This is a genomic window from Marinomonas aquimarina (assembly GCF_900089755.1).
Lineage (GTDB): Bacteria > Pseudomonadota > Gammaproteobacteria > Pseudomonadales > Marinomonadaceae > Marinomonas > Marinomonas aquimarina.
Genome location: NZ_FLOC01000008.1, coordinates 64,355 through 81,247 on the forward strand (window position 1 = coordinate 64,355; position 16,893 = coordinate 81,247).

The 16,893-nt window shown below is 50.1% G+C and carries 19 protein-coding genes; 8 read left to right on the forward strand and 11 right to left on the reverse strand.

Annotated features, from left to right (window positions below; translation table 11 throughout):
* Positions 1 to 5 precede the first annotated feature (5 nt).
* Together ylqF and MAQ5080_RS08165 are read right to left on the reverse strand one after the other, a co-directional pair.
* Complete coding sequence (gene ylqF, locus MAQ5080_RS08160; protein ID WP_067208824.1) at positions 6 to 992, reverse strand: ribosome biogenesis GTPase YlqF; 987 nt, start codon at positions 990 to 992, stop codon at positions 6 to 8.
* Between the two features lie 446 nt (positions 993 to 1,438).
* Positions 1,439 to 1,894 carry an ACP phosphodiesterase gene (locus MAQ5080_RS08165; RefSeq protein WP_231870811.1) on the reverse strand — a complete coding sequence of 152 codons (456 nt, stop codon included), beginning with the start codon at positions 1,892 to 1,894 and terminating at the stop codon, positions 1,439 to 1,441.
* Between the two features lie 126 nt (positions 1,895 to 2,020).
* Between MAQ5080_RS08165 and dbpA the strand changes: the two genes are divergently transcribed.
* The 4 genes from dbpA to guaD all read left to right on the forward strand — a co-directional run bounded on the left by dbpA (position 2,021) and on the right by guaD (position 6,547).
* Positions 2,021 to 3,406: an ATP-dependent RNA helicase DbpA gene (dbpA, locus tag MAQ5080_RS08170; protein WP_269447865.1), complete on the forward strand. Its 1,386-nt coding sequence runs from the start codon at positions 2,021 to 2,023 to the stop codon at positions 3,404 to 3,406.
* Positions 3,407 to 3,408: 2 nt separating this feature from the next.
* On the forward strand, positions 3,409 to 3,780 hold the full coding sequence (locus tag MAQ5080_RS08175; protein WP_067208817.1) for a VanZ family protein: 372 nt from the start codon (positions 3,409 to 3,411) through the stop codon (positions 3,778 to 3,780).
* A 66-nt stretch (positions 3,781 to 3,846) separates the two neighbouring features.
* Complete coding sequence (locus tag MAQ5080_RS08180; protein ID WP_067208814.1) at positions 3,847 to 5,127, forward strand: glycerate kinase type-2 family protein; 1,281 nt, start codon at positions 3,847 to 3,849, stop codon at positions 5,125 to 5,127.
* Between the two features lie 115 nt (positions 5,128 to 5,242).
* Entirely contained in the window at positions 5,243 to 6,547 is a 1,305-nt protein-coding gene (gene guaD / locus MAQ5080_RS08185; protein ID WP_067208811.1) for a guanine deaminase, read from the forward strand.
* A gap of 25 nt (positions 6,548 to 6,572) precedes the next feature.
* On the opposite strand, the gene MAQ5080_RS08190 is transcribed toward guaD, so the two are convergent.
* Entirely contained in the window at positions 6,573 to 7,091 is a 519-nt protein-coding gene (locus tag MAQ5080_RS08190; RefSeq protein ID WP_067208808.1) for a hypothetical protein, read from the reverse strand.
* Positions 7,092 to 7,252: 161 nt separating this feature from the next.
* Between MAQ5080_RS08190 and MAQ5080_RS08195 the strand changes: the two genes are divergently transcribed.
* Both MAQ5080_RS08195 and MAQ5080_RS08200 read left to right on the forward strand, forming a co-directional pair.
* A complete protein-coding gene (locus tag MAQ5080_RS08195) occupies positions 7,253 to 7,600 on the forward strand; it encodes a Fis family transcriptional regulator (RefSeq protein WP_067208804.1) in 348 nt (115 codons plus the stop codon).
* Positions 7,601 to 7,698: 98 nt separating this feature from the next.
* Positions 7,699 to 7,965, forward strand: a complete 267-nt coding sequence (locus tag MAQ5080_RS08200) for a DUF5062 family protein (protein WP_067208801.1) — start codon at positions 7,699 to 7,701, stop codon at positions 7,963 to 7,965.
* A gap of 68 nt (positions 7,966 to 8,033) precedes the next feature.
* On the opposite strand, the gene MAQ5080_RS08205 is transcribed toward MAQ5080_RS08200, so the two are convergent.
* The 6 genes from MAQ5080_RS08205 to MAQ5080_RS08230 form a co-directional block, all read right to left on the reverse strand.
* The gene (locus MAQ5080_RS08205; RefSeq protein WP_067208798.1) at positions 8,034 to 8,684 is read right to left on the reverse strand and encodes an ArsA family ATPase; all 651 of its coding nucleotides are present in this window, start codon (positions 8,682 to 8,684) and stop codon (positions 8,034 to 8,036) included.
* A gap of 123 nt (positions 8,685 to 8,807) precedes the next feature.
* Entirely contained in the window at positions 8,808 to 10,271 is a 1,464-nt protein-coding gene (locus MAQ5080_RS08210; protein WP_067208794.1) for a DEAD/DEAH box helicase, read from the reverse strand.
* Between the two features lie 85 nt (positions 10,272 to 10,356).
* The gene (locus MAQ5080_RS08215; protein ID WP_067332959.1) at positions 10,357 to 10,656 is read right to left on the reverse strand and encodes a type II toxin-antitoxin system RelE/ParE family toxin; all 300 of its coding nucleotides are present in this window, start codon (positions 10,654 to 10,656) and stop codon (positions 10,357 to 10,359) included.
* Positions 10,644 to 10,901: a type II toxin-antitoxin system Phd/YefM family antitoxin gene (locus MAQ5080_RS08220; RefSeq protein WP_067208791.1), complete on the reverse strand. Its 258-nt coding sequence runs from the start codon at positions 10,899 to 10,901 to the stop codon at positions 10,644 to 10,646. Before MAQ5080_RS08220 ends, MAQ5080_RS08215 begins: the two co-directional genes overlap by 13 nt.
* 243 nt (positions 10,902 to 11,144) lie before the next feature.
* Positions 11,145 to 11,756: a peptide-methionine (S)-S-oxide reductase MsrA gene (msrA, locus tag MAQ5080_RS08225; RefSeq protein WP_067208788.1), complete on the reverse strand. Its 612-nt coding sequence runs from the start codon at positions 11,754 to 11,756 to the stop codon at positions 11,145 to 11,147.
* Positions 11,757 to 11,805: 49 nt separating this feature from the next.
* Positions 11,806 to 13,830, reverse strand: a complete 2,025-nt coding sequence (locus tag MAQ5080_RS08230) for an NADPH-dependent 2,4-dienoyl-CoA reductase (RefSeq protein WP_067208784.1) — start codon at positions 13,828 to 13,830, stop codon at positions 11,806 to 11,808.
* A 215-nt stretch (positions 13,831 to 14,045) separates the two neighbouring features.
* Between MAQ5080_RS08230 and MAQ5080_RS08235 the strand changes: the two genes are divergently transcribed.
* Together MAQ5080_RS08235 and MAQ5080_RS08240 are read left to right on the forward strand one after the other, a co-directional pair.
* Entirely contained in the window at positions 14,046 to 15,245 is a 1,200-nt protein-coding gene (locus MAQ5080_RS08235; RefSeq protein ID WP_067208781.1) for an MFS transporter, read from the forward strand.
* Positions 15,246 to 15,287: 42 nt separating this feature from the next.
* On the forward strand, positions 15,288 to 15,722 hold the full coding sequence (locus tag MAQ5080_RS08240; RefSeq protein WP_067208778.1) for a GtrA family protein: 435 nt from the start codon (positions 15,288 to 15,290) through the stop codon (positions 15,720 to 15,722).
* A gap of 9 nt (positions 15,723 to 15,731) precedes the next feature.
* Here the strand turns inward: MAQ5080_RS08240 and MAQ5080_RS08245 are convergent, their stop codons facing one another.
* The gene (locus tag MAQ5080_RS08245) at positions 15,732 to 16,274 is read right to left on the reverse strand and encodes a lipocalin family protein (protein WP_067208776.1); all 543 of its coding nucleotides are present in this window, start codon (positions 16,272 to 16,274) and stop codon (positions 15,732 to 15,734) included.
* 63 nt (positions 16,275 to 16,337) lie between these two features.
* Entirely contained in the window at positions 16,338 to 16,892 is a 555-nt protein-coding gene (locus MAQ5080_RS08250) for a TetR/AcrR family transcriptional regulator (protein ID WP_067208773.1), read from the reverse strand.
* Position 16,893: the final 1 nt, after the last annotated feature.

The following is a 16,893-nucleotide window of genomic DNA, read 5'->3' on the forward strand; positions in this document are numbered from 1 at the left end:
CTACCTCACTCTTTTTCATCACTAATGGGAGCTTTATCTTGATCTTGGCGGTATTCCACGTTTTGCTGTTGCTGACGTTGCGGCACCGCAGCCGCTAGACGTGCTTGTCGCGCGGCTTCTTTTTCTGCTTTTACTTGCTCAACTTTGACCCACTCGTCGGCCACCATTTCAGGTGTTTCCATAACGTACGGGCCAATGGCGCCACTGCGGACATCGGATAAAAACACCTCAGCCGCCTTGTGCATATCAATCTTGCCGCCGGCACGCAATGCGCCTCGCTTCGAGCCAATGATCTTGAGCGTTTCCACGGCGTCCACCGGCGCTTCTTTCAATTTGTAACGGGTGATCAAGGCATCGCTGTAATCGGCAATAAAGAACTTCAACCCCACGACCGCCACATCTTCATAATCAATGGCCGTATCACGCACAGCACCAGTCACGGCAAGACGATAGCTGGCATCTGGGTTTTCAATTTTGGGCCACAGAATCCCTGGTGTGTCGAGTATTTGGAAACCGTCGTTCACACGCAGTTTTTGCTGGGCTTTGGTCACCGCTGGCTCGTTACCCACTTTGGCCACACGTTTCCCAAGCAAAGCATTCATTAGGCTAGATTTACCGACGTTTGGTATCCCGGCAATCATGGCACGGATCGGCTTCTCTGCTGAGCCACGGTGTGGCACCAACTTTTGTACCCAGCTAGACAGTTTGGCCAAATCGGCTTTGTCTTGGGTACTGAATGGGTAAGCGGTAATTTGGTCCGCATCGCGCCAATGCTCTAACCAACGATTGACACGGCCTTTGTCGGCCAAATCTTTTTTATTAAGCAAACGCAAGACCGGCACATCGCCACGTAGAGTGGTTAACATTGGGTTTTGACTGGAGTCTGGAATACGGGCATCCAAAACCTCAATGACGAGGTCTACTTGAGTCATGACATTCTCGATTTCGCGTCGAGCTTTATTCATGTGCCCAGGGAACCATTGAACGCTCACGTTTTCACCTCTTTGTTACGATTCAAAATTTGGCGCGCAGTCTACCATAAAGTTTAGATCACAATGCTAAAAACTCCGTGACGATGACAAAAACGTACTTTCAATCAGCCGCTTAACACTAAAACCGACCTTATTTCCTGCTCAGTTCTTAAAACTGACCTGAGTCAACGCAGTAAAATCCAACCCACCCTATACTGCAAAACATCCAGAAACTGCAGTGTATTCGACACTTAGGTTCTCTCTGGGTGTTCTCTCGATCGGGCTATCGCCCTTTGGGCCGCAGTGTGCCATCACTGCGGCTTTTCTTTTTTATTTCAATCAGTTAAAACCTTCCCGAAGTTTTCTTTGCGCCTCTTCCAAGACCTCTGGATAAAGCACCAGAAACGGTTCTTTTGCTTGCTGCAACAATAAGGGCAACTCATCAATGAAGGGCTCTAAATGATGTCCTAACGGCCAACGTCTTTGAATCGAACGTATCGCTCGTTCACGCCCCAATCAGTCCCCAAATCAGCCAACCAGTTGTTTTGCTCTAACGAACCTATCATGCCTTGCAAGCGCTCAGGACATAGTGGCTTGTCGCGCGACAATTGCTGCACCACCTGGTGCGCAAAGTGGTCAAATGGCTGCTGATCAAATTGCGACCACAAGCGCACTAACCAGTAATCCATCAATATATCTTGCACGATGCCCGCAAAACGTCGACGTCCAGTTCTTGGCAACGTTTTGAAACGCTGTGATTGTGGGTGGGCATCAACAAAGGTGTCGATCGCTTGGTGCAAACGCCAGCCCTGCCAGAGTGCCCTTTGTTTGGGGTCCGGTTGCCACGGAAAATCCCCTAACAGATTCCCGGCATAGGAGGTGTGCGTTAATTTGGCGATATGAAGATGGGCAATATAATTCACAAGGGACTCGCTGCACTCATTCGAGTAGCTCTTACAGATATTTATCGGTTTCCTTTCATCCTATAAATAGTGGCGCCCATTAAAATTTGCTAGACTGCGACAAATTTTTCTTAACTGGACATTCTCTTGAACGCATCAACTCCTTTGCAGCTTGCTGACACCCTTCCGCCTAAAATGACGCAACTTCTTGCGGACATGGGCATCACTGCTTTTACCCCGATTCAACAACAGGCCTTGCCGGATGTTTTAGCGGGCAAAGACCTCATTGCACAAGCGCAAACGGGCAGTGGTAAAACCCTAGCCTTTGCCATTGGTTTGGTGATGCAACTGAACCCACGTTATTTTGGCTGCCAAAGTTTGGTGTTGTGCCCGACTCGAGAACTGGCCGACCAAGTCGCGAAAGAAATTCGCAAAGTAGCGCGCTACTTAGAAAACATTAAGGTACTGACCCTGTGTGGCGGTATGCCATTCGGCCCACAGATTGCTTCATTGGAGCATGGCGCTCATGTCGTAGTAGGGACGCCTGGACGCATTATGGAGCACTTGCGCAAAGGCAATCTGGATATTAGCGGCATCAATACCCTGGTACTGGACGAAGCCGACCGTATGCTCGACATGGGCTTTATCGACAGTATTCGCGATATCGTTGCCCTGACGCCTAAACAGCGTCAAACCCTGCTGTTTTCAGCGACCTTCGGTGACAACATTGCCAGTATCAGCGAAGAGTTTCAGCGTCAGCCGCGCTTTGTCAAAATCGAAGTGGAAGAAGCCACTCGTCCGAACATTGATCAATACTTCGTGCGCGCCAACAACAGTGAAAAACCGCAACGTCTGCTAGACACCTTGTCGCATTTTGAGCCCAACCAAGTCATTGTGTTCTGTAACACCAAAGCCGAGTGTGACGAAGTCGCGGAATGGCTAACCGATCACAATGTCAGCGCTTTGGCGATTCACGGTGACTTTGAGCAGAAACAGCGTGACCAAGTATTGGTGCGTTTCTCCAATAAGAGCTGTTCCGTGTTAGTGGCCACCGATGTCGCGGCCCGTGGTATCGATGTCAAAGAAATCGATTTGGTCGTCAACTACGACACAACGCGCGATATCGATGTGCACACGCACCGTATCGGTCGTACCGCCCGTGCTGGCGCAGAAGGCATCGCGGTGAGTTTTATTACCGATCGCGAAGACTACAAACTGGCCGACATCGCCGAGCGTTTTGCCATAGAACCAGAGTTCCTGTCATTAGGCACTTGCCCAGGTAATTTCACACTGCAGCCGGAAGTCGTGACCATCGCCTTTGACGCGGGTAAGAAAAACAAGCTGCGTGCAGGCGATATTCTTGGCGCCCTGACGGCGGGTCTTGGCCTTGAGAAAAGTGCGGTCGGTAAAATCGATATCTTCGACTTCCAAGCCTATGTGGCCATTGAGCAGCGCCACGCGCGCCAAGTGGTGAAAGCACTCGCCACCAAGAAAATCAAGGGCCGTACCATCCGCTCTCGCGTCCTGCGTTAATCATGTTTGGGCGTCGTTGGCTGTTCAGCCCAAACACACAGCTCTTAGGCTTTATCCTAGGGGCATTGGCTGTTTCGTTAGCGACGCTGATGCCAGCGTCCTCTCTGGGCACGCCTCCTGGCTCCGATAAATTACACCACGTGCTGGGCTTTGCCTTCTGGGCGATGTTGTGTGCCTTCGGCCCAACACGTCGTTATCTGTGGTTGGCCTTCCTCATTACCCTGTGCGGCGGCTTAATTGAGCTGATCCAACCCTATGTCCATCGTCGCGGCGAATGGGGCGACTTTTGGGCCGACTGTGCTGGGGTCGGAGTCGCCACCTTCCTGCACGCTTGTATCCGCTATTGCAAACGGCGTGGTATGGATACTGCATAACCTCTGTGTACGCTAAGACTGGCGTTTTGGCACTGCCTACCCAAGGTAACCAGAGGGAGATAACCGATGACCAGCTCGACGACCGCTCACACGCAGTTATTGCATTCTTTATTCGAAGCCGCTCTAGACGTGGTGCACCCCCATCGCTGTGTGCCCAGGCACATGCCCTGCCCCGCCGCTGGCCGCACCATCGTCATCGGCGCTGGCAAAGCCTCAGCCGCCATGGCGCAAGCCTTTGAGCAGAACTTTAGAGGTGAGGTATCAGGGCTGGTGGTGACCCGTTATGGTTACGCTGTGCCATGCGAGAAAATAGACATTATCGAAGCCGCTCACCCAGTCCCCGATGAAAACGGCCTACGCGCCGCCAAAGCCATCCTGCAGCGGGTCACAGGCCTAACCGAACAAGATCAAGTGGTGGTACTGATCTCAGGTGGTGGCTCAGCCTTAATGCCTTTACCTTACGATGAAATCAGCTTACTGGAAAAGCAGGTCATCCACAGTGCTTTGCTCAAAAGTGGTGCAAACATCATCGAGATGAATACCGTGCGCCGCCACTTATCACAACTTAAGGGAGGCGGCCTCGCAGCGGCCTGCTATCCTGCCAAAGTCACCACTTTGATCATGTCAGATGTTCCGGGCAATGCGCTATCAGCGATTGCCTCAGGTCCAACTGTCGGAGACACCACCACCTGCCAAGATGCCTTAGAGATCATCGACCGATACGCCATTGAAATCTCCAATGTGGTGCGCGAGAAACTCGAAAAAGGGGCTTATGAAACCCTGTTCCCTGAGGATCACCGCCTCGCTCATTGCACTAACAAACTGATTGCGACACCACAAATGGCGCTCGAAGCCGCCGCCAAACGGGCCCAAGAACTGGGCATAAAAAGCCTTATTCTGGGTGACAGTATCGAGGGTGAAGCCAAAGAAGCCGGCAAAGTCATGGCCGGTATCGCTCGCCAAGTGCGTCACTTTGAACAGCCGATTAAACCGCCCTGTTTGTTACTGTCAGGAGGCGAAACCACGGTGACGGTCAAAGGCCAAGGTGTCGGTGGTCCGAATGTAGAATTTTTATTGTCCCTCGCCATTGAGCTGCAAGGGGCACACGGTATTTCCGCCATCGCTTGCGATACGGATGGCGTGGATGGCACAGCCGAGATTGCAGGCGCTATGATCACCGAATATTCATTAGCTGATGCCGTTCATAAAGGGATGAACGCTTTGCAATACCTTGGCGATAACGATGCCCATACCTTTTTTGAGAAAATCGGCCAATCCGTCATCACTGGACCAACGCTGACTAATGTAAACGACTTCCGCGCCATCTTTATCGATGTCGCGGCTTAGCATTTCGCCCGCGTATGAGCTAACGTTAGACGTTGGCTCATTGACTAATAATAAACAATCGGTCAAAGTCCTGAACCACAAAAGCATAACCCCATTTAGCGAATATTGAGAACACATGCCTATAATAAAAGCTTGGCGTTCAGCCATCCTGCACTGCATTGCCAACCCGACAGACGTCGCTCACGAGCAAGCCTTCCAATACTTTGAAGATGGTCTACTGGTGGTCGAAGATGGCCACATCAGCGCCCTAGGTGATGCTCAAACACTGTTACCCAGTTTGTCGCCAGACATCGACGTTGAGCATCATAGTAACGCGTTAATCATTCCAGGCTTTATCGATACCCATATTCACTATCCACAAAGCGATATGATTGCCTCCTACGGCGTGCAGCTGTTGGATTGGCTCAACACCTATACCTTTCCAGAAGAACGCAAATTCGCCGATAAAGACTACGCCAGCCAGGTAGCGAAGCGCTTCTTAGAAGAGCTATTACGCAATGGCACCACCACTGCCCTAGTCTTTGGCACTGTGCACAAGGCGTCCGTTGAGGCTTTTTTTGAAGCGGCTGAAGCGCAAGATTTACGCATGATTTGCGGCAAAGTGATGATGGATCGCCATGCGCCAGATTATTTAACCGACACCCCCGAAAGCAGTTACCAAGATTCGAAAGCACTGATTGAAAATTGGCATGAAAAGGGTCGTCTACATTACGCGGTCACGCCACGCTTCGCCCCGACCTCAAGCTCTGAGCAGCTCGCCCAAGCGGGCAAATTACTCTCTGAATTCGACAACCTCTACCTGCACACACACCTTTCCGAAAACCTCAAAGAGTGCGAATGGGTGCAGGCGCTGTTTCCCGACTCCAGTCACTACTTAGACGTGTACGATCAGCATCAATTGCTCAGCGAGCGATCTGTGTTTGCCCATGGCATTCATTTGTGTGATCAGGAATATCAGCGTTTAAGTGAGACCGGCTCAGCCATCGCCTTTTGCCCAACCTCTAATCTCTTCCTCGGCAGCGGTCTGTTTAACTTAGAAAAAGCAGAGCTCCACAAGGTCAATGTCGGCATGGGCACAGATGTCGGCGGCGGCACCAGTTTTTCCATGTTCAGTACTCTAAACGAAGCCTACAAAGTCATCCAAATGCAAGGCCAGAACCTAGATCCGATGAAGTCCTTCTACCTTGCCACCCTTGGCGGGGCCAAAGCATTACGCCTAGAAGATAGAGTGGGCAATTTGGCCGTCGGCACAGAAGCCGACTTCGTGATCTTGGACAAAGCAGCAACACCGCTGCTCAACACCCGTTTAGCACGCTCCAGCAGCATTCAAGACACCCTATTCGCTTTGATGATTTTGGCAGACGATCGCGCTATCAAAGCCACTTATGCCATGGGGCAATGCGTTCATCGTCGAGACTGATGGTTAGCGGCTCGTCAGTGCATCGCTAAGGGTAGAGGCGCACAATACCGGATTTACCTTCCATATCCCCGACCATCCAGATTTTTTCAAAGGGATGGTTATCCGGCACACTGATGTGACCGATCAGCCCCTTGATGTCTTCTTTGGTCCATTGTGGATGGGCATTGCGGATCACCAGCCAGACACGTTTTGAATGGTAATTTTTACCCGCTTTGTTCAACAAAATTCGGTTTAAAGCGGTTAGCAAGCGTTCATGGGGCTCTTGATCTAAGGTGTGCAACTCTTGCTTCGTTTGCTCGGTGAGGTAACGCCCCAGAATCGCCATTGCTTCTGCTTCGGAGCCATACAAGTGAGCAATCTCTAGATCTAAGCGCTCGCCTTCAAACATACAAGAAACGTCGGGGCGCTGAGGCTGATTGTGCCAAATATGGCGTATTTTCTTGCCAGTATTGCCTTCGTACCAGCGCATAAAGATCTTAGCCGCATCATGCTCCAGCTCAATTTTTTCATGCTCACTGCGCTGACCGTCTGCAACATCAGACATCTCTACTCCTACGTTAGGCCTTGCTATCGATACCCTTGATACTAGAACAAATGAGGGCATTGTTCACTTTGTTCCGATATACAACAATCACTTGACGCGTTTTGAATAAAAATTTTTTATAATAATGCGCCATTCAAAAATCCCCCATAACGAGGCCAACCATGCGTAAAACGGACAAAAAGCTGGATAACCAAATCCGTGAAACCCTCACCGAACTGTGTGACGAACTGCTTGATCTACAGGTCCAGTTTCAGTGGCTGACGCACTTGGTTGACTACGATCGTTTTCCACAAAGCTTAAAGGTCGTCTGTATTTTTGAGTCAGAGCAAGCACAACAAGCATTTGCTCAGAGCCCTCACTTGGCCAGTTTACAAAACAACCTCAAGGCGCGTTTAAAGGCCCTTAATATCGCTCTGAAAGACGTCAACAAACATCTCTTTCTGGACAATGAAGAAGCCTGTGAGCGAACTCACCAAGGCAAATGGGCGGAGCGCTTACGTCAACATTAAGTCCATCACATTCTTACTGCTTGGCTTTCAATACGATTGCTGTGTTGTTGGGCGCCGTTTTGCTCTAGACTGCAAAGAACGCCATAACGGAGGTGCTTATGAAAAAATTGAAGAATGAAGCCCAGCTCGTTAAGAAAGCCATGCAAGTCGGTGAATCCTACGCCCAAAAGCGTGGCTATGCAGCCTTCTCAGCCGAGACATCCGCTAATCTCAAAGTCGAATCTCTCTACCGCTTATTAGTACAAGACAAGTTAGTAGTCGCCCTGCCACCGGATAAAGAAGACTTGCCCGGTATGAAACACAAACTGGCCATTTGGATCGATCGAATGCTACCCGATGACCACCCCCTAAAAGCGGCCAGTTAACAAGCACTCTCCAAGACAATAAAAATGGGCCATTCGGCCCATTTTTTGTGTCTTGCTGGAAAGCTTCATTACAGGCCACTTTGCTGCAGCAACACCGCGATTTGTTGTAGCGCACCGATGCCATGAATCTCCGTTGGCATTAATGGCAGACAGTATTGGGGGTGCTCAGACAGTTTGCCGCTAATCGGACTATTTTCTGGTAACGTTTTATTGATCAGCAAGCCTTGTAATGGCAGTGCGCTTGCCGACAGCGATTCAAGCGCACTTGCAGCGCTCTTAACTGAGGCTGAGTCCGCTGTCATAACAAATAGCAAGGCAGTATTGTCCGGATTTTGAAAACGGCGCTGACAGCGTTCAAATAACGCTTGGCACTCTGATGATAAGTCTGTCGTAGCTGACGCCATCGGGGCGTTATCAAAAATCACCAAGTCATAGTAATCTTCAGCGTCTTCAATCAGTGTGCAAATACGCTCAAACAATGTCTCTTCTTTGGCTGAGTCAATCTCTAACGCATGCACGCCGGCACAGACCGCAGCGCCCTGTTCACCGATTTCCCAGGCGAAGGTATGACCTAAACGCTGCCCAGGGTCGGTGGAGACCACCAACACACGCTTACCTTGACGCGAGGCCAACAACGCCAGTGCCGCAGCAGCAGTTGTTTTGCCTGCGCCGTCGTTGCCTAGAATAAAAATCAAACGCTTATCTGTAATGGATGCCATCCAACCCTCGAGCAAACTGTTTATTGTTATGGCAAGGAATCATAAACAGATCCCTGCCAATAAGATTACCCGATCAGGCTAAGTTGGCGTATTTCACATGCCAAATACGACATCGAGCATTCCCTAAGAAGCACTGTCATTGCGGTTCGGGCGCACACGCTTACGTGGTGCTCGAGTGGTACTTGGTGCTTGCTCTGCTGGTTTTTTAGGCGTTTGAGCTGGCTTATTACCTGAGCCTTGGCGAGGTTTACCAGCCCCTGATTGTGGTGATCGACCTTTTGCGCCCTGACCTTGTGGCTTTCTGGCTGCAGGTTTACGCGACGCGGGTTTGTTGCTAGCAATCTCTTTCGTTTGCGCATCGGCTGCCTGAACCTGATCGGTTTTTGGCTGCTTCGGTTTTTTTGGTTTCTTTGGCTTAATCGGACGGGTGTCTAATTTAGACGCTTGCAATCGTGCTGCAGGCGGGAAAGCGGCATCCACATGACGCTCAATCAATTCACCGATGACACGCTCAATGGCAAATAACTCGCGGATATCTTCTTCGGTGACAAACGACACGGCGTGACCGGTTTCACCCGCACGGCCAGTACGACCAATTCGGTGTACATAGTCTTCAGGCACTTTTGGCAGATCAAAGTTCACCACATACGGCAGCTGGCTAATATCGATACCGCGGGCAGCGATGTCCGTTGCCACCAATACCTGCACCGCACCCGATTTGAAATCGGCCAAGGCTTTGGTCCGAGCATTTTGGCTCTTATCACCATGAATCGCCGCCGCGCTGATGTCTTTTGCGTTTAACATACGCGCAATGCGGTTGGCACCGTGTTTGGTTTTCGAGAACACCAACACCTGACGCCAGCCTTCTTGCTTCACTAAATGAATCAAAAGCTTGGTCTTGTTTGGCTTATCGACTTCAAATACCTGATGACTGATGGTCGCCGCTTTAGTGTTCGCTGGCGACACAGAGACTTCTTCAGGGTCGGTTACAAATCGTTCGGCCAGCTCCTTGATCGGATCAGAGAAAGTTGCTGAAAACAGCAGTGTCTGACGTTTTTTTGGAATCAGCGCGACGATTTTCTTCAGATCGTGGATAAAGCCCATATCCAGCATACGGTCCGCTTCGTCCAAGACGAGGATTTCCAAACGATCCAGTTTCAAGGCATTTTGCTGGTACAAATCCAACAAACGTCCTGGTGTTGCCACCAACACATCCGCGCCACCACGAAGCTTCTGCATCTGTGGGTTAATCTTCACACCGCCGTACACTACCGCACTTTTAAGCGGCAAATGCTTGCTGTATAGAGACACGTTATCCGCTACCTGTTGCGCTAACTCTCGCGTCGGCGTCAGCACCAGAGCACGCACCTGGTTATTACGCGCCCCTTGACCACCTAATAAATTTTGCAGCATCGGCAAGGTAAAACCCGCGGTTTTACCTGTCCCCGTTTGCGCCGCTGCCATCAAGTCTTGACCCGACAACACTACCGGAATGGCCTGTTGCTGGATGGGACTTGGAGAGGTATAGCCCTTCTCTTGCAAGGCTTTCAAAATGCGCGCGTCTAATCCTAGGGACTCAAAATTCATTAGGTTACTCAATTGGATGATACAAGGGCGCGAAGCTTAACCTTTGTGGACGGGATTTGCGAGCGATAAGGCCTAAGGAAAAGGATTACTGGCTAATGAGAAAATTGCGCAAATCACGCTCTTGACGCATTAGAAATAATATCAGCACTTGATCAGTTTCATATTTGTAGAACACTCGGCAAGGTGGAACCACAACTTCGCGATAGGATAAATGGTTTAACTCTGGTGGGATTCGCCCCGACTCAGGGAAATTTGCTAAGCGTTCAACGATAGAGAAGACTCGCTGAACCAAGGCTTTGGCGGCTGCCTCGTTCTCTAAAGCGATGTATTCGGCTACCTCATTTAAATCTGATAGAGCTGGATCCGTCCAAACTATTTTAGCCATTTCGCCATCTTTTCCTTGGCTTCTTCGTGAGTAGAGGTTTTTCCTTCTGCAAACGCGCGCTCACCACGTGCAATCCCTTCTAAAATGGCGAGGCGGTTTTGCATAAACTCATAGTCTTCAACATCGACTAGGTAAGCAGATGGCTTGCCATGCTCCGTAATCAAAACAGGTTCTTTTGACTCGTGAAGATCTGCAAGAATTTTAGTCGCTTGGCGTTTTAAAGAAGTCACTAACTCGACCTTCATCTGATCTGCTCCAAAGAAATAGTCAAAAGTAGCACTATTGTATCACTTTATTGGCTAATAAATAGCCATCAGAAAAATTCTTAGCAGAATCCTAAACGTTTGATTGGCGCGCTTTTAAATTCAGTTTTTGTAACCCCATCCTAACCTTCCCCTTAAAGACACAAGGGGAAGGAACGCGAGCTATCTCAGTCTCAGCAGCTCAGGCTCCTCCCCCTTACCAAGGCTGGGAGGGGGTTTAGAAGGCTAGTGATACTGCTTACTGGCTACTTCGCCCCAAAGGTCTTCGATACGACTATCACGACCGCAGTTATAGCGGTAGAACTTGTAGCGCAGGTTGTTTTTCAAGTAATAATCCTGATGGTAGTCCTCGGCCAAGTAGAACTCTTTGGCGGGCATAATTTCGGTAACAATATCACCCGCAAACGGTTTACTCTCGATCACCTGAGCTTTTGATGCGGCAAACACCTGACGTTGCTCTTCGTTTTGGTAAAACAAGCCTGTGCGATAAGGCTCGCCTTTATCACAAAACTGGCCACTGGCATCGGTTGGGTCAATGGTGCGCCAGTAGTATTCGGTTAGCTCCCGTAGGCTGACAATCTCATCATCAAAGGTAATCTTCACCGCTTCGTAGTGGCCGGTTTTCTTGCCCGATACCTGTTGGTAAGTCGGGTTCGCTACATGACCGCCGGTATAGCCGGAAACCACATCAATCACGCCTTCAACACTTTCAAAGTCCGATTCCACACACCAGAAACAACCGCCCGCCGCAATCATAGTCTGTTGCTCTGCAGAGGCTTGAGGTGTGATGGCTAACGTACCCAATGTCAGTGCGCTGGCTAAGGTTAACGCTTTCATAATCTGTCCTCCAATAAATAGTTACTGCTAGAGGACAGTCTCGTATCCTCTATAAAGTCATCGCCACCTTGGTGCCTTGCGCTATGGCGCGTTTGGCATCCAGTTCTTTGGCCACATCGGCCCCACCGATTAAGGTGAAAGGCTTTTGTAATCCTTCTACTAGCGCACGTTCAGGTTCTTGCCCCGCACAGACAATCACCTGATCTACCTCTAAGCAGTGGCTTTGGCCGTCTCGTTCAAACCACAGCCCATCATCATCGATACGTTGATACTGACAAGCCGAGAGCATCTCAACACCCTGTTGTTTTAAATGGGCTCGGTGTATCCAGCCGGTGGTTTTACCTAAGCCGGCCCCCACTTTGCTGGGTTTACGCTGTAATAAGTAAACCGTACGATGACGCTCTGTACTTGGTTCAGGTGTTCGCACACCACCCCGATGCTGCCAAGATTGGTCAATGCCCCACTGTCGCGCAAAGTGCGCCACATCTTGGTCACTGTGAATACCAGACAATAAGAACTCTGCGGTATCAAAGCCGATACCTCCCGCACCAATGATGGCGACCTTGTCTCCCACAGGCTTGCCATACTTAAGCACATCTAAGTAGGTCAGCACTTTCGCATGATCAATACCTTCTATTTCGGGCGTTCGTGGACGTATCCCCGTGGCTAGCAGGACGTGATCGACATCCAATTCATTGAGTAGGTTTGCCGTCACTTTAGTATTTAGACGCAGTGCAACACCATATTCTTTCAGTTGCTGTGCAAAATACCTGAGGGTTTCGGAGAACTCGGCTTTACCTGGAATGGTTTTGGCAATATTAAATTGCCCTCCAATATGGTCACTGGCATCAAACAAGGTCACTTGAAGCCCGCGTTTCGCGGCAGTTAAAGCTGCGGCCATGCCGGCTGGACCTGCGCCGACCACTGCAATTTTCTGCGGTGTCTCTGCTGGCATCAGCAGTAATTCGGTTTCATGACAGGCAAAGGGATTCACCAGACAGCTCGCTACCTTGCCTTCAAACACATGATCAAGACAGGCTTGGTTACAGCCGATGCAGGTATTGATGCGCTCACTTTGCCCCTGCTCTGCTTTATTAACAAAATCGGCATCGGCCAAAAAGGGTCGCGCCATGGACACCATATCGGCGCAGTCTTCTGCCAGCACCTGCTCGGCGATGTCTGGGGTATTGATCCGGTTGGTCGCCACAACCGGAATCGAAAAATGCGCTTTAAAAGCTTTAGTCACCCAGCTAAAGCCAGCCCGCGGAACACAGGTGGCGATGGTCGGGATACGCGCCTCGTGCCAGCCAATGCCAGTATTAATAAGCGTTGCCCCCGCTTGTTCTACTGCCTGCCCCAAGGCAACAATCTCCTCAAAGGTTGAACCTTGTTCAACCAAGTCCAACATGGACAAACGAAAGATCAGAATAAAGTCTTCGCCCACGGTTTCACGAATACGACGCACAATTTCCACCGGAAAGCGGATGCGATTGTGATAATCACCACCCCAATCATCGTCACGCTGGTTGGTGTGTTTAACAATAAATTCGTTGAGCAGATACCCTTCTGAGGCCATGATTTCGACCCCGTCATAGCCAGTGTTGCGAGCAAACAAGGCGCTATCGACAAAATCCTGAATCTGCTTTTCAATACCTTCTTTGCTTAGCGCACTAGGCGTAAAACGATTGATGGGTGCGGTGATGGCCGAGGGCGCCACAAGATTAGGATGGAACGCGTAACGCCCTGTATGAAGGATTTGCAGACAGATCTTGCCCCCTTCATCATGCACGGCTTGAGTAATTTTTCGATGTACAAGAGGGTTAAGAGGCTGATAGGGAAACGGATAAGGTGAGCCTTCCGCATTAGGACTGTAGCCGCCTGTGACGATCAAACCCACGCCACCACGGGCGCGTGCTCCATAAAACGCAGCCAAGCGATCGCCCGTGTGGTCCTTTTCTTCCAGCCCCGTGTGCATGGAGCCCATCAGAATACGATTCTTTAAAGTGGTAAAGCCCAGTTCTAAGGGGCGAAATAGATTCGGGTAATGGTTGTTATTATTGCCCTGCTCTGACATATCACACTCCAAGATGGTCAAGTCGCTTCATAGTGGCAAAACAGCCTAGGGTGACAAAGACCAAAATAGCGCAAAGATGTTTACAAAATGGGTCAGCCGTTCTTAGCTTCAGTATAGTGAGAAAAGATCAAGACTAATAAAAGCTGACCGAACGGATTACAATAGCACACGTTTAGCGCCCAGTTTGGCAGCAAGATCGAGCAAAAGGATTGTGTATGGCGAATGCCGCAGTAACACCCAAAGAACCCACTCAAACCGCATGGCTAGAAGTCTTTTTGCTGTGGTTTGCAGGCATCAGTGCGGCCATGCAATTTGCCAAGTTCTCGGTTTCCTATAATGAATTATTGACCTATTACCAAGCCGGTCCCACTTGGACGGGGGCGGCTATTTCTGTGGTCGGTATCATTGGCTTGATCTTTGGTGTCACCGCGGGCTTGATGGCGGGTAAGATTGGTTACCGCAAAGTATTACTCGGTGCCTTATTGTTAGGCGCGACCCTCTCTTTTATTCAGTCGACTTTACCCAGCTTTGAAATCGTCATGGCGACCCGTGTATTGGAAGGCTTTTCTCAATTAGGGGTCGTGGTTGCTGCTCCAACCATGATTGCTCGGCTCAGTGCGCCACAACATCGCTCCATCACCATGGGGATTTGGGGCACCTTCTTTGGGGTTGCCTTTGCCCTAGCGGGTCTGTTTGGTCAGCCTTTGATCGCCGCTTTTGATCTCAACGGTTTGTACTTTGCCCACGGCGTATTCATCAGTGTCATGATCATTGCGCTGCTGCTGTTGCTTGAGAAGGATGAAAGCCGTTTTTCGGATGCCCCAGTGCCTAACCAAGACAGCTACTGGCAAAAAATGGTTAATATTTATCGCACCCCACAGACCTTGTTGCCAGGGTTAATCTTTGTCTTTTATACCAGCACCTTGGTCTCACTACTGACCTATATTCCAAACTTTATCAGCTCTGACGCGCTACGCCCGATCATGCAGGTACTGCTGCCCTTACTCAGCACCGCAGGCACTTTTTTGGCAGGAACTTTGTCACAATATGTCCTGCGCCCACAGCGTGTTGCTCAGCTGGCTTACGCAGGATTGGCGCTAGGAGGCTTGGTCCTCGCTCAAGACTTTGCCTCACCGCTGTTATTTTCCATCATTGTAGGGGAAATGGTGCTCTGTGCAGGGCTGATACCTGGAGCGGCACTTGCCATGGTGCCACGCCTTGCCCGTAACAGTGCAGAACAAGCCAACGGCTATGGCCTGATCGCCCAGCTTGGCAACCTAGGAGCAACCGTTGGGCCACCAAGCTATGCCGCCATGATTACCCTATTTGGCCTATACGGCCTAGTCGGATTGGTGCTTTTCGTCTGTGGTATGGGCAGCGTCTTTGCCTTACTGGCCGCACGTCTCGAAAAGTAGCCTCGTCATCAAGCTGTCATCGGCAGCCGTCTAGTATGGGGTATGAAATCTACTATCTTGCAGTTCTTTCAGTTCAGTGTGGTGGGGCAAGTTAGCTTTGCCGTCGATGTGGTCGTGCTTTGGCTATTGGCCGATGCCATCCCATTGATATGGGCTCGCGTCCTCGCATTTGCTTTGGCGGTACTGACCAATTGGCTCTGTCACCGGCTCTACACCTTTAAAGAGCACGCCACATTAGACGCTAAGCTTAAGGAAGCCACGCAATTCGCCTTTGCTTCGATACTCGGTCTTTTGCCGAACATTGGTCTGTATTGGTGGGCGATCCGCAGCGATTTTTATGAGCAATACGCCCACTTAAGCCTGGCGCCGGTTTTGGCGATGATCCCAGGAATCTTTGTCGGCCATTGCTTAAATTTCCTGTTGTCCAAATACTGGGTATTCAAACGTAAAGCCGATGATGTGGTGGATTATCCGTAACATCGTGGACTACTCGTGATTCAGGGTTTGATCGACAAAAATCAGCTGTTCCGTCGCAAACCCTGCCGCCTTGGCCTTCGCAATGAGTTCGGCTTGCTTTTCTGGAGTCAAGCTTGGGGTGCGTGACAGTAACCAAAAGTAGGAGCGATCCGGTCCCGATACCAGTGAGTATTGATACGCCTGATCAAGGTTAAAAATCACATAGGCGCCATAGAAAGGGCCAAAGAAGGACACTTTTAAATGTCCTGTTGCAGAGTCTTGAACGAAGTAAGCTTTGCCTTCCGCTTCTTGCCAGGCTTGCTCTTCTTTTGCATAGCCACGGTTAATCACTTTCACACCACCGTCTTCACGCAGACTGTATTGCGCTGTGACATTGCTCAAGCCTTGTTCGAAGCTATGATCTAAACGGGCAATCTCATACCAGGTGCCTAAATAGTCAGTCAGCTCAAACTGAGTCACAGGCTGAATACCCTTTGGCGCGCTGACGGAGCAAGCCGTTAAGCTTGTTAGAGACACAACAGCGAATAGAAAGTAACGCAAACGTCGCAACATAAGACCTCCAGTAATGACTGCCCTAACGATACGAACGACGGGGCAAATTGGCTCAATCTAGGCTTAGCTTTTTATCAGTTGCTCAATCAGTTGCCCAAGATCGGCACAATCGCTGGGACGATTTGCAATGGCAGGCAATAAACAGGCCTCGCGAGACACAGCAAACAGAGTGAAATGCTGTTCCGCTGCAACGTTATGGTAAGCCATCCAGCGGGCCAGAGTATTGGCTAGATGTTGCTCCAATACCTCAAACATGGCTTGTTCCTCAGCACTCAATTTATGTTGTTCCCCCCAATGAATACGATACGCAGCAAGGCGATCATCGGCGTCTGACCAGGCCTGCCAAATGGCGACCCAACCATACGAAAAATCTGCCGATTCCTGTTTGAGGGAGTGTTCAAGGGCGACCAGCTGTTGTTCGCTGCGAGCGATAATCTGACGCAATACTTCTTGCCACAACAACAATTTTGAGGGGAAGTTACTGTAAACAGTTGGCTTTGAGACAGCGGCCTCCAACACTACTTGATCAATGCTGGTGCCTTGGTAACCGGCAACTTTGAATAGGTTTAAGGCGGCGTCGGCAATCAAACCTTTTTTGGAGGGGCGACCTCTGGCCATT

What these genes read in the sequence shown, in the direction of transcription:
- MAQ5080_RS08175 (WP_067208817.1), top strand. Translation starts at nt 3,409, where the DNA reads ATGTTTGGGCGTCGTTGGCTGTTCAGCCCAAACACACAGCTCTTAGGC.
- MAQ5080_RS08180 (WP_067208814.1), top strand. Translation starts at nt 3,847, where the DNA reads ATGACCAGCTCGACGACCGCTCACACGCAGTTATTGCATTCTTTATTC.
- guaD (WP_067208811.1), top strand. Translation starts at nt 5,243, where the DNA reads ATGCCTATAATAAAAGCTTGGCGTTCAGCCATCCTGCACTGCATTGCC.
- MAQ5080_RS08190 (WP_067208808.1), bottom strand. Translation starts at nt 7,091, where the DNA reads ATGTCTGATGTTGCAGACGGTCAGCGCAGTGAGCATGAAAAAATTGAG.
- MAQ5080_RS08195 (WP_067208804.1), top strand. Translation starts at nt 7,253, where the DNA reads ATGCGTAAAACGGACAAAAAGCTGGATAACCAAATCCGTGAAACCCTC.
- MAQ5080_RS08200 (WP_067208801.1), top strand. Translation starts at nt 7,699, where the DNA reads ATGAAAAAATTGAAGAATGAAGCCCAGCTCGTTAAGAAAGCCATGCAA.
- MAQ5080_RS08205 (WP_067208798.1), bottom strand. Translation starts at nt 8,684, where the DNA reads ATGGCATCCATTACAGATAAGCGTTTGATTTTTATTCTAGGCAACGAC.
- MAQ5080_RS08210 (WP_067208794.1), bottom strand. Translation starts at nt 10,271, where the DNA reads ATGAATTTTGAGTCCCTAGGATTAGACGCGCGCATTTTGAAAGCCTTG.
- MAQ5080_RS08215 (WP_067332959.1), bottom strand. Translation starts at nt 10,656, where the DNA reads ATGGCTAAAATAGTTTGGACGGATCCAGCTCTATCAGATTTAAATGAG.
- MAQ5080_RS08220 (WP_067208791.1), bottom strand. Translation starts at nt 10,901, where the DNA reads ATGAAGGTCGAGTTAGTGACTTCTTTAAAACGCCAAGCGACTAAAATT.
- msrA (WP_067208788.1), bottom strand. Translation starts at nt 11,756, where the DNA reads ATGAAAGCGTTAACCTTAGCCAGCGCACTGACATTGGGTACGTTAGCC.
- MAQ5080_RS08230 (WP_067208784.1), bottom strand. Translation starts at nt 13,830, where the DNA reads ATGTCAGAGCAGGGCAATAATAACAACCATTACCCGAATCTATTTCGC.
- MAQ5080_RS08235 (WP_067208781.1), top strand. Translation starts at nt 14,046, where the DNA reads ATGGCGAATGCCGCAGTAACACCCAAAGAACCCACTCAAACCGCATGG.
- MAQ5080_RS08240 (WP_067208778.1), top strand. Translation starts at nt 15,288, where the DNA reads ATGAAATCTACTATCTTGCAGTTCTTTCAGTTCAGTGTGGTGGGGCAA.
- MAQ5080_RS08245 (WP_067208776.1), bottom strand. Translation starts at nt 16,274, where the DNA reads ATGTTGCGACGTTTGCGTTACTTTCTATTCGCTGTTGTGTCTCTAACA.
- MAQ5080_RS08250 (WP_067208773.1), bottom strand. Translation starts at nt 16,892, where the DNA reads ATGGCCAGAGGTCGCCCCTCCAAAAAAGGTTTGATTGCCGACGCCGCC.